The sequence below is a fragment of the Micromonospora sp. CPCC 206060 genome (assembly GCF_036906895.1).
In the GTDB taxonomy this organism is placed as follows: Bacteria; Actinomycetota; Actinomycetes; order Mycobacteriales; family Micromonosporaceae; genus Micromonospora.
This window is the reverse complement of sequence record NZ_JBAKHU010000031.1, coordinates 34,626-51,887: the sequence shown is the minus strand read 5'-3', so window position 1 is coordinate 51,887 and position 17,262 is coordinate 34,626. Positions and strand designations below refer to the sequence as shown.

Here is a 17,262-nt window from a genome sequence, read left to right as displayed (position 1 = left end):
CCCGAAACCTTGACAACACCCGGGTGCAACCGCCAGGCTCCCTCCAACCGCTCCGACTGATACGTATTAGCAGCTCGCGGGAAAGGACCTCTCGTGACCCCACCGGCACCGAGACGAGTTACTCAACGTGACATCGCGCGCCTGGCCGGCGTCAGTCAGGCGACCGTCTCGCTGGTGCTCAACAACCGGTCCGATGCGGACGTGCGGATCGCGCCGGAGACCCGCCGTCGGGTGCTCCGGGCGATCACCGAGACCGGGTACGTCGCCGATCCGGTGGCCCGCCGGCTGGTCTCCCGGTTCAACCGGATCATCGGTGTGTTCACCTACGAGCCGGCCTTCCCCAGCGGCAGCCGGGACTTCTTCCACCCGTTCCTGCTCGGCATCGAGGAGTACGCCGAACGGGTCGGCTGCGACCTGCTGCTGTTCACCAGCGCGCCGGTCGTCGACGGCCGGCGCAGGGTCTTCCACCAGGACAACCGGCTCCGGCTGGCCGACGGGTGCATCCTGCTCGGCCGGGAGATCGACGGTACGGAGCTGCGCCGGCTCAACGAGGACGGCTTCCCGTACGTCGCCGTCGGGCGCCGGGACGACGCGGGCGGACCGGTGCCGTACGTCGGCGCCGACTACGCCACCGCCGTCGGGCAGCTCGTCGAGTTCGCCCTGGCCCGGGGACACCGGCGACTGGCCTACCTGCGCATGGGGCTGGACGCCGAGTCCGCCACCGACCGGCAGGTCGGCTTCGCCCGGTACGCCGGCACCGCGGAAAGCGCCCGGCAGTTCACCACCACCGGGCAGGACGCCGACCTGCTCCTGGACAACCTACGTGCCGACCGGACCACGGTCGCCCTGGTGGAGGACTTCGGCATTGCGGTGGCGCTGGAGCTGGCCGCCCGGCGTCGCGGGCTGACCGTCCCCGGTGACCTGTCCATCGTGACCCTCGGCGACCCGACCGTCCCGGTACCCAGCGACCTCACCTTCACCGGGTTCCTCATCCCCCGCGAGGAGATGGGCCGGCAGGCGGTCGAGGTGCTCACCACCGTCGTCGACGGCAGCGCGGACGACGTCCCGCAACGGCTCCTGCCCTGCGTACTGGTCGAGGGCGAGACCCTCGGCGCCCCCGATCCGGCGGTCGACCGCAGCTGAGCGGCACGACCCCGCAACCTGGAAGGAAACAAGTGGCACAGATGCGTGCGGACGTCCTCGTCGTCGGTGGCGGGCTGGGCGGGGTGGCAGCGGCACTCGCCGCCGCCCGGTCCGGCCGGTCCGTCATCCTCACTGAGGAGTTCGACTGGCTCGGCGGACAGCTCACCAGCCAGGCCGTGCCCCCGGACGAGCACTCCTGGATCGAGCAGTTCGGCGCCACCGCGAGCTACCGGGCCCTGCGCAACGGGATCCGGGACTTCTACCGCCGGCACTACCCGCTGACCGAACGGTCCCGGGACTGGACCGACCTGAACCCGGGCGCCGGCTGGGTGAGCCGGCTCTGCCACGAACCGCGGGTCGCCGTCGCGGTCATCGAGCAGATGCTGGCGCCGTACCGGGGCTCCGGCCGGTTGACCGTGCTCCAGCCGTACCGGCCGGTCGCGGCGGAGACCGACGGGGACCGGGTGGTCGGGGTGACCGTGGCGCACCGCGACCGGGATGTCCGGATCGACATCGTCGCGCCGTACATCCTGGACGCCACCGAGACCGGTGAGCTGCTGCCGCTGACCGGCACCGAGTACGTCACCGGGTTCGAGGCGCAGTCCGAGACCGGTGAGCCGAGCGCCCCGGCCGAGGCCCAGCCGCTGAACATGCAGGCCGTCTCGGTCTGCTTCGCCCTCGACCACGTCGACGGCGACCACACCATCGACCGGCCGGCGAACTACGAGTTCTGGCGGGACTACAAGCCGGACTTCTGGGGTGACCGGCTGCTCTCCTGGCGGTCGCCGCACCCGCGCACCCTGGAGATCGTCGAGCGCAGCTTCACCCCGAACCCGGACGACGATCCGCTGGCCGTCAACGCCGATCAGCGGCTCAACCCGGGGGACGGCAACCTCTGGACGTTCCGCCGGATCGCCGCCCGGCGCAACTTCACCGAGGGTGCGTACGCCAGCGACATCACCCTGGTCAACTGGCCGATGATCGACTATTTCGAGGGTCCGGTCATCGACGTACCGAACGCATCCTGGCACCTGTCGCAGGCCCGGGAGCTGTCGTACTCGGTGCTCTACTGGATGCAGACCGAGGCGCCCCGGCCGGACGGCGGCACCGGCTTCCCCGGCCTGCGGCTACGTGGCGACATCACCGGCAGTGCGGACGGCCTCGCCCAGGCGCCGTACATCCGGGAGTCGCGCCGGATCCGGGCCGAGTACACCGTGGCCGAGCAGGACCTGTCGCTAGCGGTACGTGGGGACCACGGGGCCGTGCACTACCCGGACTCGATCGGGTTGGGGATGTACCGCATAGACCTGCACCCTTCGACCGGCGGGGACAACTATATCGACGTCGGCTCCTGCCCGTTCGAGATCCCGCTCGGCGCGCTCATCCCGCAGCGGGTGGAGAACCTGCTGCCGGCCGGCAAGAACATCGGCACCACACACATCACCAACGGCAGCTACCGGCTGCACCCCGTCGAGTGGAACGTCGGCGAGGTCGCCGGCCTGCTCGCCGACTTCTGCCTGGCCCGGGGCTCCTCGCCCCGGGCGGTCCGGAACGACCCCCGACTCCTGGCCGACTTCCAGGACCGCTGCACGGCGGCCGGCGTAGAACTGCGCTGGCCGGAGATCGCTGGTTACTGAACGACACCTTCCACCATCCCCCGATGAGGAGAACGTTGTGAGAACAGGAAAGGGCGTGCGCGGCCTCGCCGTCGCACTGGCCGGTGTACTCGCACTGACCGCCTGTGGAGGCGGCGAGGAGGCCGGGCAGGACGGTCCGGCCAGCCTGCGGATGACCATCTGGAGCGCCAACGAGGCGCACCTGAAGCTGTTCAACGAGATCGCCGACGAGTACAAGAAGAACAACCCGGACGTCGCTTCCATCACGTTCGACCCGCTGCCGTTCGAGAACTACACCACCACCCTGACCACCCAGATCGCCGGCGGGAACGCACCCGACCTGGCCTGGGTGTTCGAGAACTCGGCCCCCGACTTCGTCGCCTCCGGCGCACTGCTGCCGCTGGACGACAAGCTGAAGAAGGTCGACGGCTACGCCTACGACGACATCTCGCCCGCCACCACCAAGCTGTGGCAGAACGACGGCAAGCTGTTCGCGTACCCCTTCTCCACCTCGCCGTTCGGTGTCTTCGTCAACACCGACCTGCTGAAGAAGGCCGGGCAGAAGACCCCGGCCGAGCTGATCGCCGCGGGGCAGTGGAACTGGGACAACGCGTTGGCCGCCGCCGCCGCGACGCAGAGCGCGACTGGCAAGGCCGGCCTGGTGATCCGCGACTTCGACTACAAGGGCTGGGACAACCTGTCCACCTTCTGGACCGGTTGGGGCGCCCAGGCGTGGAGTGCCGACGGGAAGTCCTGCGGCTTCGCCGCCCCGGAGATGGTCGAGGCGATGACCACCCTGCACAAGGCGATCTTCACCGCGAAGGCGCTGCCCGGCCCCGGTACCACCGCCGACTTCTTCGCCGGTGACGCGGCCATGACGGTCACCCAGATCTCCCGCGCCTCGTTGCTGAAGGACGGCGGCTTCGGCTGGGACCTGGTTCCGCTGCCGGCCGGCCCAAAGGGGAACTACTCGGTGGTCGGTCAGGCCGGTATCGGCGTGATGAAGAAGAGCAAGAACGCCGACGCGGCGGCCGACTTCCTCGCCTTCCTGACCAACCCCACCAACTCGGCGAAGCTCGCCCAGTTCTTCCCGCCGCCGCGGCAGTCGCTGCTGACCGCCGAGACGCTGGCCAAGACGAACCCGAAGCTCAAGCCGGAGCAGTTGCAGAAGGTCGTCATCGACGGCATCACCAACGGTGTGGTCAAGCCCAGCCACGCCGGGCAGGCCGAGCTGAGCCAGCAGGTACGTGCCTCGCTGGACCCGCTGTGGAAGGCGGACGCCGACGTCAAGGCGGTGCTGGAGGGCGTCTGCACCAAGATCCAGCCGCTGCTGGCGAAGTAGGGTAGCGGCGATCATGTCCCAGACCGACACCAGGGTGGGCCGGGTCGAGTCCCGGCCCGCCCTGGGCCGGGCGCGGCCCTACTGGACCACCCATCGCCGCGACCAGCTCACCGGTTACCTGTTCATCGCGCCGCAACTGCTCGGCAGCGCCGTCTTCGTGATCCTGCCGCTGATCCTGGTGGTCTGGTACAGCCTGCACGAGTGGAACGTGCTGGCCGGTACGTTCGACTTCGTCGGCGGCGAGAACTACGCGGCCCTCGCCGAGGACACGAACCTCGGCTCGGTGCTGCGGGCCACCGGCCTCTTCTCGGTCGGCCTGGTGGTCTTCAACCTCACCCTGGCCCTGCTGCTCGCCGTACTGCTCAACCAGAGACTGCGCGGGACGATCCTGTTCCGCACCCTGTTCTTCTCGCCGGTGGTGGTCTCACTGGTCGCCTGGACGATCGTCTGGGGCTTCCTGCTCCAGGACAACGGCGGGCTCAACGGCCTGCTCGACACGATCGGCGTGGACGGGCCGAACTGGCTACGCGGTGAGACCACCGCGATGATCTCGGTCGTCGTGGTGCAGGTGTTCAAGAACGTCGGCCTGAACATGGTGCTCTTCCTGGCCGCGCTCCAGGGCGTACCGGGCGAGCTGTACGAGGCCGCCGAGGTGGACGGGGCGAGTCGGCTGCGCCAGTTCTGGCGGATCACCGTACCGATGATCAGCCCGACCATCCTGCTCACCTCGATCATCACGGTGGTCGGCTCGTTGCAGGTCTTCGCGCAGATCGCGGTGCTCACCCAGGGCGGGCCGGGCACCTCGACCACGGTGCTCGTCTACTACCTCTACCAGCAGGCGTTCCAGTTCCACCACTTCGGCTACGGCGCCACCCTGTCGATCGTGCTGTTCGGCATCGTGCTCGCGCTCACCGTGCTGCAGTGGCAGATGCGTAAGAGGTGGGTCCACCATGAATCGTGACGTGTCGCGCCGGACCAAGCTGGTGCTCTACGGGGTGCTGATGGTCCTGGCGGTCCCGTTCGTCTTCCCGACCTGGTGGATGGTCACCTCGTCGCTGAAGCCGGTGGCGGACATCTTCGCCTTCCCGCCGAAGCTGCTGCCGGTCGACCCGGAGCTGGACGCGTACCGGCGGGTGTTCGAGTTGCAGCCGTTCGGTCAGCAGTACCTGAACAGCCTCTACATCGCGCTGGTGGTCACCGTCGGCACGCTGGCGGTGTCGGCGCTGGCCGGGTACGCCTTCGCCCGGATCCGCTTCCGTGGGCAGAACGTGTTCTTCCTGGTGATCCTCGCCGGTCTGCTCATCCCGAGCGAGGTGACGATCGTGCCGCTGTTCCAGATGTTCTTCAAGCTGGGTCTGGTCGACACCCACTGGCCACTGATCCTGGTGCCGATCCTGGGGGCGCCCAGTGTGCTGGCCACGTTCATCATGCGGCAGTTCTTCATCAGCCTCCCCGGCGAGTTGGAGGAGGCGGCCCGGGTGGACGGGCTGGGCCGGATCGCCACCTTCTGGAAGATCGCCCTGCCGCTGTCCCGGCCCGCGCTGGGTGCGGTGGCCATCTTCACCTTCCTGCACAGCTGGAACCTCTATCTGGAACCGATCGTGTTCATCTCCTCGCCGGACAAGTTCACCCTGCCCCAGGCGCTCACCCAGTTCGTCGACGCGTACGGCGGTCCGATGTGGAACGTCCAGCTCGCCGCCGCCTCGATGACCGCGCTACCGGTGCTGGTGGTCTTCGTGATCGCGCAGAAGCAGTTCGTCGAAGGTCTCGCCCACACCGGTCTGAAGGGGTGACCGGGTCGGCAGTCGGCATCGACATCGGCGGCACCAAGACGGTTGCCGCGCTGGTCGATGCCGCCGGCACCGTGCGGGAGCGGCGGCAGGCGGCCACCCCCGCCGGGGCGGGGCCGGCCGCCGTGCTGGACACCGCCGCCCGGCTCGCCCGGGAGCTGCTCCCGGCAACCGGCGGCGGTGCATCCGGACCGGTCGGCGTCGGGAATTCCGGGTCGGGGCCGGCGCCGGCGGTCGGAGTGGGCACGGCGGGCACCGTCGACCCGGTGGACGGCACCATCCGGTACGCCACGGACAGCCTGCCCGGCTGGGCGGGTACCCGGGTGACGGACGAGCTGGCCGGGCGGCTGGGCCGGCCGGTCCGGGTGGTCAACGACGTGAACGCCGCCGCGCTCGGGGAATGCTGGGTCGGCGCCGCCCGGGGCCGGCGGGACGTGCTGCTGGTGGCGGTCGGCACCGGGCTGGGCGGCGCGCTGGTCCGGCACGGCCGGATCGAGGCCGGTGCCCGGGGTGGTGCCGGCGAGGTGGGGCACCTGCCGGTGCCGGGCGCCGAGCGGCTGCGCTGCGGCTGCGGCCGGTACGGGCACTTGGAGGCGATCGCCTCCGGCACCGGCCTGGCCGCCGGGTACGCGCTGCGGACCGGGGAACGGATCACCGGGCGGGTGGTGGCCGACCGCGCCGCAGCCGGTGACCCGGCGGCCCGGGAGGTGGTGGATGCCGCCGGTACCGCGCTCGGTGCCGCCCTGGCCGGGCTGGTCGCCCTGCTCGACCCGGAACTGGTGCTGGTGGCCGGCGGGGCGGCCGGTGCGCTGCTGCCCGCCGCGGTGCTGGCGTTCGCCGCCGAACTGCCGTCGGCCTGGGCGGACGTACCGCTGCTGCCGGCCGGGCTGGGCACCGACGCGGTGGTGGTGGGTGCGGCCCGACTGGGGATGTCACCGATGGAGGAAGCATGAACGTGCTCGACGAGTTGGCCGGCGGGCTGGTGGTCTCCTGCCAGCCGTTGCCCGACGACCCAGGTGATCCGATGCGGGACGCCTACGTGCAGGCCCGGGTCGCCGCTGCGGCGGTACGCGGTGGGGCGGTGGCGGTCCGGGCCAACGGGCCGGCCGATGTCGCCGCCATCCGTGGCCTGGTGGACGTACCGGTGATCGGGCTCTACAAGCACGGCACGACCGGAGTGATGATCACGCCAACCGCCGGGCACGCCGTGGAGGTGGCCCTGGCCGGCGCGCAGATCGTCGCGGTGGACGCCACCGACCGGCCCCGGCCCGACGGGTGCAGCTTCGCCGACACGGTCCGGGCGGTCCACGACCGGACCGGAGCGCTGGTCCTGGCGGACATCTCGACCGAGGCCGAGGCGGTACGGGCGGTGGCGGCCGGCGCGGACGCGGTGGCCACCACCCTGTCCGGGTACACCCCGGACAGCCCGCCGACCGACGGACCGGACCTGGCGTTGGTGGCCCGGCTCGTTGACGTGCTGGCGGTGCCGGTGATCGCCGAGGGCCGGTACCGCAGCACCGAACACATCGGGCTGGCGTTCGCCGCCGGGGCACACGCGGTGGTGGTGGGCAACGCGGTCACCTCGCCGCTGTGGATCACCCGCCGGCTGGTGCCGGCCACCCCCCGGGACGGTCAGTCGGGCTGAGCCGCGCCACGTCGTCCCACGGGCTGAGCCGCGCCACGTCGTCCCACGGGCTGAGCCGCGCCACGTCGTCCCACGGGCTGAGCCGCGCCACGTCGTCCCCCCGGGCGGTCAGCCGGGCTGTGCGGACCGGCGGCCGGCGGGTACCCGGCCGGGGGCCGGGGGCCCGGCGGTGGTGCCGGGCACGACGGTGCAGGCCAGGGTGCGCTGGAGCGCGGTGGCGCCCAGGGTGGTGGGGCTGACCAGCTGATCGAAGAGGAGCTGGACCGCAGCGGCGCCCATCTGCTCGCGGGGGATCCGGAACCCGGTCCAGTCGATGTCACCAGGGCTGCCGTCCTCGACGTCGCCGAGCTGGGCCAGCGACAGGTCACCGGGTACGGACATCCCCCGGGCCAGCGCTGCCGACCGGATCTGCGGGGCCAGCCCGGACGGCCAGACCACCGCTGCGGTGAGTCCGTTGTCGCCGAGCAGGTCGAGCGCCTCGCCGCCGGTCAGCCCGGTCCCGTCCAGCACGACCGGGCGGCGCCGGGCGGCGCGTACCGCCTGGTGGTAGCCCGACGCCCGGTCTACCGACGGCTCGTCGTGGCGGAGGTCGCCGAGGAAGCCGACCCGTTCGTGGCCGAGCGCGAACAACCGCTCGACCACCTCCCGGGTGGCGGTCACGTAGTCGGCGCCGACGTACGGCACGGTGCCGGCGTCGGACTCCCGGCGGCCGATGAAGGCGAACGGGAAGTCGCGGCTGAGCAGGTCGGCCAGGTCGCGTTTGTCGTCGTGCCGGCCGAGCAGCACACAGCCGTCGGCGATGCCGAGCCGACGGGAGCCGTCACCAAGCAGGCGCCGCCCCTGCGGTGACGGGGTGCCGGTGAAGAAGAGCAGGTCGCAGCCGAGCTGCTCGGCCTGCGCCTCGACCCCGATCAGGAACGGGTGGTAGAAGTCCCGGCTGTCGCGCGGGAAGACCGGCTCGTAGGTGAAGACGCCGATGATCCGGGCCCGTCCCCCGGCCAGCCGCTGGGCGGCCGGGTTCGCGACGTACCCGGTCATCCGGATGGCGTCGAGCACGCGCTGCCGGGTCTGCTCACCGACCCGCCGGCGGCCGGTGTCGCCCCCGTTGAGAATCAGCGAGACAGTCGCCTGGCTGACCCCGGCGAGCCGGGCCACGTCGGCCTGGGTCGCCCGGCCGTTGGCGCCTGGCATGGTTGATCACCTCCGTGTACCGGCCGTGGCCGGTGGCCCGCTCCCGGGCCGTTGCCCCGGCTGGTCATGCGCATGACCACACGATCGCGCACGGCAACGTCTCGGGAGCGGGTTGCCGTGAATGATCGGCCGATGAGCCGAACATGTCAATGTTACGCAGCGGTTTCAGGTTTCTACCGCCCCGGCCCTTGACAGGCCGGGCCTGCGAAAACATTCTGGTTATGCGCATGACTACATGGTCGCCGTCCCGGTCCCGTCAGGGGCAGGAAAGGCGTACCGATGATCGAACCTCCACCCCGGCGGGCAGCCGGCCGCCGACCCGCGCCGGGCCGGACCCGGGTCGGCATGCTGGTCGGTTCCCTCCTCCTGGCCGCCACGGCCGTGGCGCCCGTGGCCACCTCCGGACCGGCGGCGGCCACCACCGCACCCCCCTCGACCTCGGTCTACCGGAACATGCCGACCGACCCGACCGCGGTCGTCCTCGGCAGCGCACAGTTCCCCGTACACGGCGACGGCATCGGGGACGACACCGCCTCGGTGCAGGCCGCCATCGACGAGGCCTCCCGCCGGGGCGGCGAGAACTGGCTGGGCAACATCGTCGGCGGGGCCCGCAACGTCACCGTCGGGGACGGTGGCGGTGTGGTCTTCGTACCCCAGGGGCGTTACCGCCTCACCCGGCAGGTGGACCTGCATGCCTCGGTGCGCCTGGTCGGGTTCGGCGCCACCCGGCCCGAGTTCGTCCTCGGCGCGGCCACCCCCGGCTTCCAGGAGGGCAACCAGTCCTTCCTGTTCGCCGCACTGCGCCGGCCGTACCAGCCGGACACGACCCCCAGCTTCGGCAACAACGACACCTTCGGCACCGGACTGGTCAACCTGGACATCCGGATCGGGCCCGGTAACCCGGCCGCCGTGGCCGTACGCTTCAGCGGCGCGCAGATGTTCGTCCTTGCGGACCTCGACATCCACGTGGGGGACGGGTACGCCGGGATCGACCACAACGCCAACCTGATCCAGCGGGTCAACGTGTACGGCGGCACGGTCGGCATGCTGGCCTTCGCCGCCTCGCCCGGCTGGCAGACGACCCTGCTGGACACCACCTTCAGCGGTCAACGGGAGGCGGCCGTCAAGCTGCACACGGACAGCAAGCTGAGTCTGATCCGCAACCGTTTCGTCGACTCGCCCACCGGCATCGTCGCCACTCCCAACCAGACCCAGCGCCTCTACGTGCAGGACTCGGTCTTCCAGGACATCAGCGGGTCGGCGATCACCCTCAACGACAGCGAATCCGTCGCGGGCGGCAGCGAGCCGGACCTCGTCCGCGCCCAGAACCAGCTCAACGTGGTCAACACCGGGGTCACCGGGACCGGCGCGCTGCTGACCACCGTGCCCAGCGGACGCACCTGGACCGGCCCCGGCCCGTCGTACCTGGTGCAGGACGCCACCCTCGGACTCCGGGTCGACGACGCGCTCGGCGACACCGAGCGGCGGACCGACGGCGTCCTGGTCTCCGCCACACCGGCCGCACCGGCGAGCTTCCAGCGGCTGCTGACCTCCGACGCGCCCCTGCCGCCGGCTACCGGCGACTGGGTCAACGTGGTCGAGTACGCCGCCGCCAGGGGCGTCACCGTCGGCACCGGTACCAGCGACGACCACGCCATCTTCCAGCAGGCCATCGACGAACACGACACCGTGTACGTGCCGATGGGGCAGTACCTCATCGGGGACACCCTGCGGCTGCGGCCCCAGAGCAACCTGATCGGCCTGCACCCCCGGCAGACCTGGCTGAAGCTGCCGGACAACGCCCCCGGGTTCACCGACCCGGAGAAGCCGAAAGCGATGATCCAGACCCCACTCGGCGGGACGAACCAGGTGACCGGCCTCGGCCTGGACTCCGCGCAGCAGACCGCTGGCTCGGTACAGGTGCACTGGCGCTCCGGCGCGCAGAGCTACCTCGCCGACATCGCCACCCAGTTCGTGAAGTGGCACCCGGAGCAGACCGCGCCCGGTGACCCCGGCGCCGGTGATCCCGGCTACCAGTACCGGGGCAGGCACCGGTACAGCTTCTGGGTGCAGGGCGGTGGCGGGACCTTCGCCAACATCTGGAGCGTCACCGGCTGGGCCGACAACGGCTTCCTGATCGAGGACACCTCGGTACGCGGCCGGATGTACGAGGTCTCCGTCGAGCACCACGAGCACCGTGAGGTCGTACTGCGCCGGGTGTGGAACTGGGAACTGCACGCCCTGCAGACCGAGGACCACATCTACGGCTGGCGCTCGCAGGCCGTCGAACTGGACGACGTGCACGACGTGCTGCTCGGCAACACGGTCTTCTTCCGGGTGGCCACCGTGCAGGGCCCCTACCCGTACGCGGTGGGGCTGCACAACAGCAGCGGGATCGTGATCCGGGGTACCCGGGGCTACCGTCCGGACAACGTGGCCAACACCCGATGGGGTGCCACCGTCGCCGACGTGTCGACCGGCCAGACCGTACCCGAGATCGAGGTGGCGTACCTGGGGGTCGGGGTGACCGGCCCGGCACCCGCCCCGGCCGGCGCCCACGTCGCGTTGGACGCCCCGGAGATCCGGGCCCTGCCCGGCCGTACCGGCGGCACCGTGCTGCGGGTACGCAACGACGGCCCCGGACCGGTCACCGGCCTGGCGCTCGACGTCCAGGCACCGGACGGCTGGCAGGTACAGGCGCGCCCGGACGCCACGGTGCTGCCGGCGGGCGGTATCGCCACGGTCTCGGTCGCCGTGCAGGTCGCCGCCGATGCGGTGAGCGACGGCACGGTCGGGTTGACCGTCGCGTTCACCCGGGGCGGTCACCGGCAGGAGATCCCACAGGCCCTCCGGGTACGGGTGGCCGGCGAGAACCTGGCCCGAGGCGCCGCCGTGCAGGCGAGTTCCACGCTCTCCGGCAACATCGCCGGCAACGCGGTCGACGGCGACCGGGCCGGGGCACGCTGGATCTCCGGGTCGGCCGATCCGGCGCCCACGCTCACCGTTGACCTCGGTGCGCCGGCGGACCTGCAACGGCTCGACCTCTACAGCGGAGTCGCCGGCTCGACCGGCCTGCGGGTGCGGGCATTCCGGGTGGAGGCCCTGGTCGGCGGGGCCTGGACGACCATCGGGTCGGTCGAGGCGAACACCGCCAGCCCGGCCCGGGTCGACCTCAGCGGCGCCCCGGCCGGGATCCGGCAGGTCCGCGTGGTGTTCACCGAGCCCAGCCCGACCGACGGGCTGGCCCGGGTCTTCGAGGTGGAGATTCATGGCAGCCGTTGAATCGTGGCAATCGCGCCGGGTGGGCCGGCGGACGGTCGGCCGGGGCCTGCTGGCCGCCGGACTGGTCGCGGGGGCATCGGCGCTGCTGCCAGCGGCGCCGGCCATCGCCGACGGGATCGCGCCGGACCCCGCGCCGGGCGGGTTCGACCCGGCGGGGACCGTTCCAACATCGGTCGACCCGGCGGGGACCGTTCCGGCATCGGTCGACCCGGCGGAGGTGGTTCCGGCGGCGTCGATCGTGCCGGCCGCCGGGGCGCTCTTCGGCGCCTTCGTCAAACATGATCCGGACCGCGACCCGGGGATCTCCGAACCGGAGGCGCTGGAGTCGGTGACCCATGAACTGCTCGGCATCGACCACTCCTTCCAGCACTGGGGGCAGGCGTTCCGCGCCGACCGGCTCACCGACGACATCGCCCGGGGACGTACCCCGTTGCTCTCCTGGGGGGCCGGCCCGCAAAGCGTGCTGGCCGCGACCGCGCAGGGTGCCAACGACGAACTGGTCCGGCAGCAGGCGAGGTGGCTGCGGGCCCTGCGGCGGCCGGTGCTGCTCCGCTTCACCTGGGAGATGGACCTGCCGCAGCGCGGCTACACCCCGGCCGCCTTCAAGGAGGCGTGGCGCCGAGTCCGGACGATCTTCCGGGAGGAACAGGCCGACAACGTCGCGTTCGTCTTCTGCCCGACCTGGTTGGCCTTCCGGACCGGACGGGTCTCGTCCTTCTGGCCGGGCGACTCGATGGTCGACTGGGTCGGCGCGGACGGGTACGCCCGCCCGAGCAACAACCATGCGCCGTTGACCGAACTGTTTCCCTGGTTCTACGACTTCGGCATCCGGCACGACAAGCCGATGATCCTTGCCGAGGTCGGCGTCAACGACACCGCTCCCGGGGTGCAGGCGGACTGGCTGCGCCAGGCCGGTTCGGACCTCCGGACGGAGTTCCCGCTGATCCGGGCGATGGTCTACTTCGATTCCCGGGGCAGTGGCGAGACCGACTGGGTGCTCCCGGGCAACCCGCGCACCGAGGCCGCGCTGCGCCAACTGGTGCACGATCCGTACTTCCTGCCGCACCCGGGCGTCGGCCGGTAACCGGGCCGGGTCCCGCGCTACGGGGCGGCGCCGATGTCGGCGCCGCCCCGTAGCGGCGTTCACGACTGCTGCGCGTCCGGTCCTGCGTGCCCCGGTCGTCGAGTTGGCGCGTACCGCTGACGCCGTCGAGCGTCTTCGGCGGCATCGCCGCCCGCGACCACGGGGAAGCAGTCGTCCTGCTCGACGAGCGGATCGCCGCCAGCGGTCCCGAGTGCCGGTTCACCGTACTGCTCGGGCCGGCCGCCCTGGGACAATTCGGGCGGTCACCACTACCGCGGACCGACGGACTGACCGGGCCGGCAGTGTTAACCGGGGGCCCTTCCTATACCGAAAGCGATAAGAAGGGGCCCTTCCTTACTCGCTAGCCTGGGGTGCGTGGACCGTGACCGTCGCCCCGACCGTGACCGCGACCAGGGTGGGCGGGCGCGGAACGCGCGGCCGAGGGATGCGCTGGGCCGTCCGCTGCCGCACGGGGCGCCGGGGGTACCCACCATGCCGGAGGTGCCCCTGCCGCCGGAGCAGGCGCTGGCCGAGGCGGAACGGCTCCTCGCCGCCGGTCGACCGTTCCATGCGCACGAGGTGCTGGAGGGGGCCTGGAAGGCGGCCCCGGACCCCGAGCGCGAACTGTGGCGCGGGCTCGCCCAGTTGGCGGTGGGACTGACCCACGCCGCACGGGGCAACGGGGTCGGCGCGTCCCGGCTGCTGCTGCGGGCAGCCGACCGGATCGCCCCGTACGCGGGTGCGGCACCGCACGGCGTACCGGTCGCTGCCCTGACCACCTGGGCCCGGGAGCTGGCCGGACGGATCGACCGCGAGGACCCCGCCGGACTGCCGGCGAGCGTGCTGGCCCCCCGGCTGACCGGCTGAGCGGACCCCGGCTGCCCGCTGAGCCGACCCCTGCTGAGCCGCTGAGCTGCCGCAGGGTCGGCCGGTAGACTCGGCCGTTGCAGTGGCGACCTGAGGGGCGACAGCTTGATCAACCTGGACGACGGGCTCTCCGGCCTGCTCGCCGCCGTGGCCGATGCGGTGGGGCTTCAGGAGGGTGAGGTCGGGGTCGAGCGGGTGCTCCGCGCGATCGGACAACTCGAACCGGCCTCCACCAGAGCGGTCAGCCGGCATGTCGGGCTGCCCCTGCCGCTGGTGGCGGCGGTCAACAACGAGCTGCGGGCCCGGGACGTACTGACCCGGGACCGGCCGAGCCGGCTGACCGCGTACGGCCGCCGGCTGCTCGACGATCTGGACGTGGACCCGGTCGAGGTGGGCGGGTGCACCTGCTGCGCGGGCCACTCGGTGGTCGTACCGGCCGAGCTGACCCCGGTGGTCGACCGGCTCGCCCGGCTGATCGAGGCGGGTCCCGAGATCGATCTGACCCTCGACCAGTCCTTCGCCACCGCCGCCACCAAGGTCCGCCGGGTGCTGCTGATGATGCGGTACGGGCTGCTGCCCGGCCGGTCGGTGTTGCTGGTCGGGGACGACGACCTGATGTCGGTCACGATCGCGGCGGTCGGTGCGGCGCTGGGCCGCCGGCTGGTGCACCACCTGGCGGTGGTGGACATCTCCCCCACGCTGCTGGATTTCATCCAGAACCAGCTCGGCGAGCTGGGCCAACCGGCCGAGCTGCGGCAGCACGACCTGCGCCGGCCGCTGCCGGAGCGGTTCCACGGCGCGTTCGAGCTGGCGATGACCGATCCGCCGTACACCACCGACGGGGCGGCGCTCTTCCTCTCCCGGGCGGTGGAGGGGCTGCGGCCGGGGCCCGGCCGGTCGGTGATCTTCTCGTTCGGCCCGAAGGGCCCGGACGACACCCTTGAGGTGCAGCGGACCGTCGCCCAGCTCGGTCTGACCGTGCAGGCGATGCACCGCAACTTCAACGAGTACCTGGGGGCCGGCGTCATCGGTGGGGTGAGCCATCTGCAACACCTGGTCAGCACCGCCGAGACCGCACCGATGCTGGCGGGTGACTACACCGGCCCGCTCTACACCGCCGACCAGCGCACCGCGCCCCGGCAGTACGCCTGCAACGGGTGCGGTAGCCGGTACCTGGTCGGGCAGCACGAGCAGTGGACCACCATCGCCCTGCTCAAGCAGGCCGGATGTGCGCAGTGCGGCGGGGATCGGTTCCGTCCGTTGCAGTTGGTGAAGGGGCGGTGACCGGCGTGACGTACGCCATCCGGACGGCGACCGAACGGGATCTGGACGATCTGGCGGCCTTCGAGGTGACCATCGCGGAGATCTCCTTCGGCGACGAGGCCGTGGTGGACCCGGCGGTGCACCGCAAGAAGCTGGCCAAGGCACTGGACCGCGACGCGGACGGCATGATCGTCGCGGTGGACGACGCGGACCGCCCGGTCGGCTGGCTCTGGCTGGCGGTCAACACCAACTTCCTGACCGGGGACCGGTACATCAACTTCCGTTCCCTGGCGGTGCGACCCGACGCCGACCGGGAGCGGGTGGGTGAGGTGCTGATGGACCACGCCCTCGACTACGCCCACCGGGCCGGGGTCACCGAGATCGTCGGCAAGGTGCACATGGCCAACCAGCAGATGCGGGTGCTCTACCGCCGGTTCGGGTTCGAGCCGGCCCACCTCACGCTCCGCCGCCGGATCGGCGCCGACAGCCGGAACGGCGCCGACGGGTGACGGTCAAGTGCGTGGTCTGGGACCTGGACGGCACGGTCTGGCCCGGGGTGGCGATCGAGAACGCCACCCGGGAACTGCCCGAGCCGTTCCCCCGGGCACTGGCCGCGATGACCGCGCTGGAGGAGCGGGGCGTGGTGAACAGCGTGGCCAGCCGGACCGATCCGAGCATGGCGGAGCTGCTGGCCGCCGATCCCGGGCTGGGAAAACGGTTCGTGGTACCGCAACTGAGCTGGGGCGACAAGGACCGGGCGATCCTGCGGATCGTCGACGAGCTGGGCATCTCCCCCTCGGCGACGGTCTTCGTCGACGACAATCCGTTCGAGCGGGCGCAGGTCGCCGCGCTGCTGCCCGAGGTCCGGGTACTCGCCCCCGACGAGCTGTACGCGCAGCTCGACGCCGGCACCCTGGTCCCCGCGCCGGCCACCGAGGAGGCCCGGCGCCGGGTCGACCGGTACCGGGAGGAGCAGGCCCGCCGGGCTGCGGAGCAGGAGTTCACCGGTTCCCGGGAGGAGTTCCTACGCGCCTGCGGGATGGTACTCACGGTCGGCACCGCCGGGCCGGGTGACCTGCCCCGGATCGGGGAGCTGACCGAGCGGACCCACCGGTTCAACACCACCGGCGAGCAGTGGCCGGCGGACCGGCTGGCCGGACTGATCGACGATCCGCGCTGGTTCGTGCCGGTGGCCCGGTTGACCGACCGGTTCGGCGACTACGGCCTGATCAGTACCGCGCTGGTCGAGCGGGGCGACCCGGCCCGGCCGGGCAACGTCGCGCCGGGCGGGCCGGAGGGCGCCGGGGCCGGGCCGGACCGGGCGGCGGGCGCCGGGTCGGGCGGGAACGGCCGGTCGGACTGGCGGCTGCGGCTGTTCATGTCGTCCTGCCGGGCGGCCGGCCGGGACGTACCCGTGGCGGTGCTGGCCTGGATCATGCGGGAGGCGCGGGCGGCGGGCGCCGCCCGACTGCTCGTGGACATCCGCACCGACCTGGCCAATCTTGAGCTGCGGGTACTGCTCCGGCGTACCGGCTTCGGCCGGGTGGCGGTGACCGGTGAGCACGGGCTGCTGCTCGGCCGGGAACTGGCCGGGGAGCTTCCGGTGGTCCCGCATCTCCAGGTGGTTCCGCAGGATCGGGTGGTTGCGCAGGATCGGGTGGTTGCGCAGGATCGGGTGGTGCAGTGATGGATGTGGTGGAGACCGAGATCCGGGCGATGCTGGCCCGCGTGCTGGACCGCGATCCCGCACTGGTCGCCGGTCTGCCGGCCGGTACCGAGCTCTTCGGTCCGGAGCTGAACCTGACCTCGCTGGCCGGTGCCCGCCTGCTCGCCGGGGTGCAGGAGCGGTTCGGCGTGGACGTGGCCGCCGAGGACTGGGCCCTGGAGTCACTCACGTCGATCGGCACGCTGGCCGACTTCGTCCGGCGGGCCGCCGGCTGAGCTGGCGGTAGACTGGTCGACCGGCACGGGCTGCGCACGGCGGCGCACCTGCCCTCCTCCGCCCCGGCCCCTCCGCCCCGGCTGGGCGGTCTTCCTTC

Annotated in this window: 15 protein-coding genes; 14 read left to right on the top strand and 1 reads right to left on the bottom strand. The window is 71.9% G+C overall.

Translation table 11 applies throughout. The features are described 5' to 3' along the window. Positions 1-93: 93 nt before the first annotated feature. Genes V6U90_RS19680 through V6U90_RS19650 form a run of 7 tightly spaced genes read left to right on the top strand, consistent with a single transcriptional unit; the run spans position 94 to position 7,536 of the window. Positions 94-1,143, top strand: a complete 1,050-nt coding sequence (locus tag V6U90_RS19680; protein ID WP_334438499.1) for a LacI family DNA-binding transcriptional regulator — start codon at positions 94-96, stop codon at positions 1,141-1,143. Between the two features lie 41 nt (positions 1,144-1,184). Further along, positions 1,185-2,780, top strand: a complete 1,596-nt coding sequence (locus V6U90_RS19675) for an FAD-dependent oxidoreductase (RefSeq protein ID WP_334438553.1) — start codon at positions 1,185-1,187, stop codon at positions 2,778-2,780. 37 nt (positions 2,781-2,817) lie between these two features. Next, positions 2,818-4,101, top strand: coding sequence for an ABC transporter substrate-binding protein (locus V6U90_RS19670; protein WP_334438496.1), 1,284 nt, complete (start codon positions 2,818-2,820; stop codon positions 4,099-4,101). 13 nt (positions 4,102-4,114) lie between these two features. Then, a complete protein-coding gene (locus V6U90_RS19665; RefSeq protein ID WP_334438493.1) occupies positions 4,115-5,062 on the top strand; it encodes a carbohydrate ABC transporter permease in 948 nt (315 codons plus the stop codon). After that, the gene (locus V6U90_RS19660) at positions 5,052-5,894 is read left to right on the top strand and encodes a carbohydrate ABC transporter permease (RefSeq protein ID WP_334438490.1); all 843 of its coding nucleotides are present in this window, start codon (positions 5,052-5,054) and stop codon (positions 5,892-5,894) included. The genes V6U90_RS19665 and V6U90_RS19660 overlap by 11 nt, the downstream gene beginning before the upstream one ends. After that, positions 5,891-6,844 carry an ROK family protein gene (locus V6U90_RS19655; RefSeq protein ID WP_334438487.1) on the top strand — a complete coding sequence of 318 codons (954 nt, stop codon included), beginning with the start codon at positions 5,891-5,893 and terminating at the stop codon, positions 6,842-6,844. The genes V6U90_RS19660 and V6U90_RS19655 overlap by 4 nt, the downstream gene beginning before the upstream one ends. After that, positions 6,841-7,536 carry an N-acetylmannosamine-6-phosphate 2-epimerase gene (locus tag V6U90_RS19650; protein ID WP_334438484.1) on the top strand — a complete coding sequence of 232 codons (696 nt, stop codon included), beginning with the start codon at positions 6,841-6,843 and terminating at the stop codon, positions 7,534-7,536. The genes V6U90_RS19655 and V6U90_RS19650 overlap by 4 nt, the downstream gene beginning before the upstream one ends. Before the next feature lie 108 nt (positions 7,537-7,644). On the opposite strand, the gene V6U90_RS19645 is transcribed toward V6U90_RS19650, so the two are convergent. Continuing rightward, a complete protein-coding gene (locus V6U90_RS19645) occupies positions 7,645-8,727 on the bottom strand; it encodes a LacI family DNA-binding transcriptional regulator (protein WP_334438482.1) in 1,083 nt (360 codons plus the stop codon). Positions 8,728-9,006: 279 nt separating this feature from the next. Here V6U90_RS19645 and V6U90_RS19640 point away from each other — a divergent pair, with 279 nt between their 5' ends. The 7 genes from V6U90_RS19640 (at position 9,007) to V6U90_RS19610 (ending at position 17,164) form a co-directional block, all read left to right on the top strand. Then, on the top strand, positions 9,007-12,009 hold the full coding sequence (locus V6U90_RS19640; protein ID WP_334438479.1) for a glycosyl hydrolase family 28-related protein: 3,003 nt from the start codon (positions 9,007-9,009) through the stop codon (positions 12,007-12,009). Continuing rightward, positions 11,996-13,093: a glycoside hydrolase family 26 protein gene (locus tag V6U90_RS19635; RefSeq protein WP_334438477.1), complete on the top strand. Its 1,098-nt coding sequence runs from the start codon at positions 11,996-11,998 to the stop codon at positions 13,091-13,093. The genes V6U90_RS19640 and V6U90_RS19635 overlap by 14 nt, the downstream gene beginning before the upstream one ends. 375 nt (positions 13,094-13,468) lie before the next feature. After that, positions 13,469-13,960 (top strand): DUF309 domain-containing protein, encoded by a 492-nt coding sequence (locus tag V6U90_RS19630; protein ID WP_334438475.1) that lies wholly within the window; start codon positions 13,469-13,471, stop codon positions 13,958-13,960. Positions 13,961-14,065: 105 nt separating this feature from the next. Beyond that, the gene (locus tag V6U90_RS19625; RefSeq protein ID WP_334438472.1) at positions 14,066-15,244 is read left to right on the top strand and encodes a bis-aminopropyl spermidine synthase family protein; all 1,179 of its coding nucleotides are present in this window, start codon (positions 14,066-14,068) and stop codon (positions 15,242-15,244) included. 5 nt (positions 15,245-15,249) lie between these two features. Then, positions 15,250-15,732 (top strand): GNAT family N-acetyltransferase, encoded by a 483-nt coding sequence (locus V6U90_RS19620; protein ID WP_334438469.1) that lies wholly within the window; start codon positions 15,250-15,252, stop codon positions 15,730-15,732. Continuing rightward, entirely contained in the window at positions 15,729-16,910 is a 1,182-nt protein-coding gene (locus tag V6U90_RS19615) for a hypothetical protein (RefSeq protein ID WP_334438466.1), read from the top strand. The genes V6U90_RS19620 and V6U90_RS19615 overlap by 4 nt, the downstream gene beginning before the upstream one ends. Continuing rightward, on the top strand, positions 16,910-17,164 hold the full coding sequence (locus V6U90_RS19610; RefSeq protein ID WP_334438464.1) for an acyl carrier protein: 255 nt from the start codon (positions 16,910-16,912) through the stop codon (positions 17,162-17,164). The genes V6U90_RS19615 and V6U90_RS19610 overlap by 1 nt, the downstream gene beginning before the upstream one ends. The last annotated feature ends 98 nt before the right edge of the window (positions 17,165-17,262 follow it).

What these genes read in the sequence shown, in the direction of transcription:
- V6U90_RS19675 (WP_334438553.1), top strand. Translation starts at nt 1,185, where the DNA reads ATGCGTGCGGACGTCCTCGTCGTCGGTGGCGGGCTGGGCGGGGTGGCA.
- V6U90_RS19665 (WP_334438493.1), top strand. Translation starts at nt 4,115, where the DNA reads ATGTCCCAGACCGACACCAGGGTGGGCCGGGTCGAGTCCCGGCCCGCC.
- V6U90_RS19660 (WP_334438490.1), top strand. Translation starts at nt 5,052, where the DNA reads ATGAATCGTGACGTGTCGCGCCGGACCAAGCTGGTGCTCTACGGGGTG.
- V6U90_RS19650 (WP_334438484.1), top strand. Translation starts at nt 6,841, where the DNA reads ATGAACGTGCTCGACGAGTTGGCCGGCGGGCTGGTGGTCTCCTGCCAG.
- V6U90_RS19645 (WP_334438482.1), bottom strand. Translation starts at nt 8,727, where the DNA reads ATGCCAGGCGCCAACGGCCGGGCGACCCAGGCCGACGTGGCCCGGCTC.
- V6U90_RS19640 (WP_334438479.1), top strand. Translation starts at nt 9,007, where the DNA reads ATGATCGAACCTCCACCCCGGCGGGCAGCCGGCCGCCGACCCGCGCCG.
- V6U90_RS19635 (WP_334438477.1), top strand. Translation starts at nt 11,996, where the DNA reads ATGGCAGCCGTTGAATCGTGGCAATCGCGCCGGGTGGGCCGGCGGACG.
- V6U90_RS19610 (WP_334438464.1), top strand. Translation starts at nt 16,910, where the DNA reads ATGGATGTGGTGGAGACCGAGATCCGGGCGATGCTGGCCCGCGTGCTG.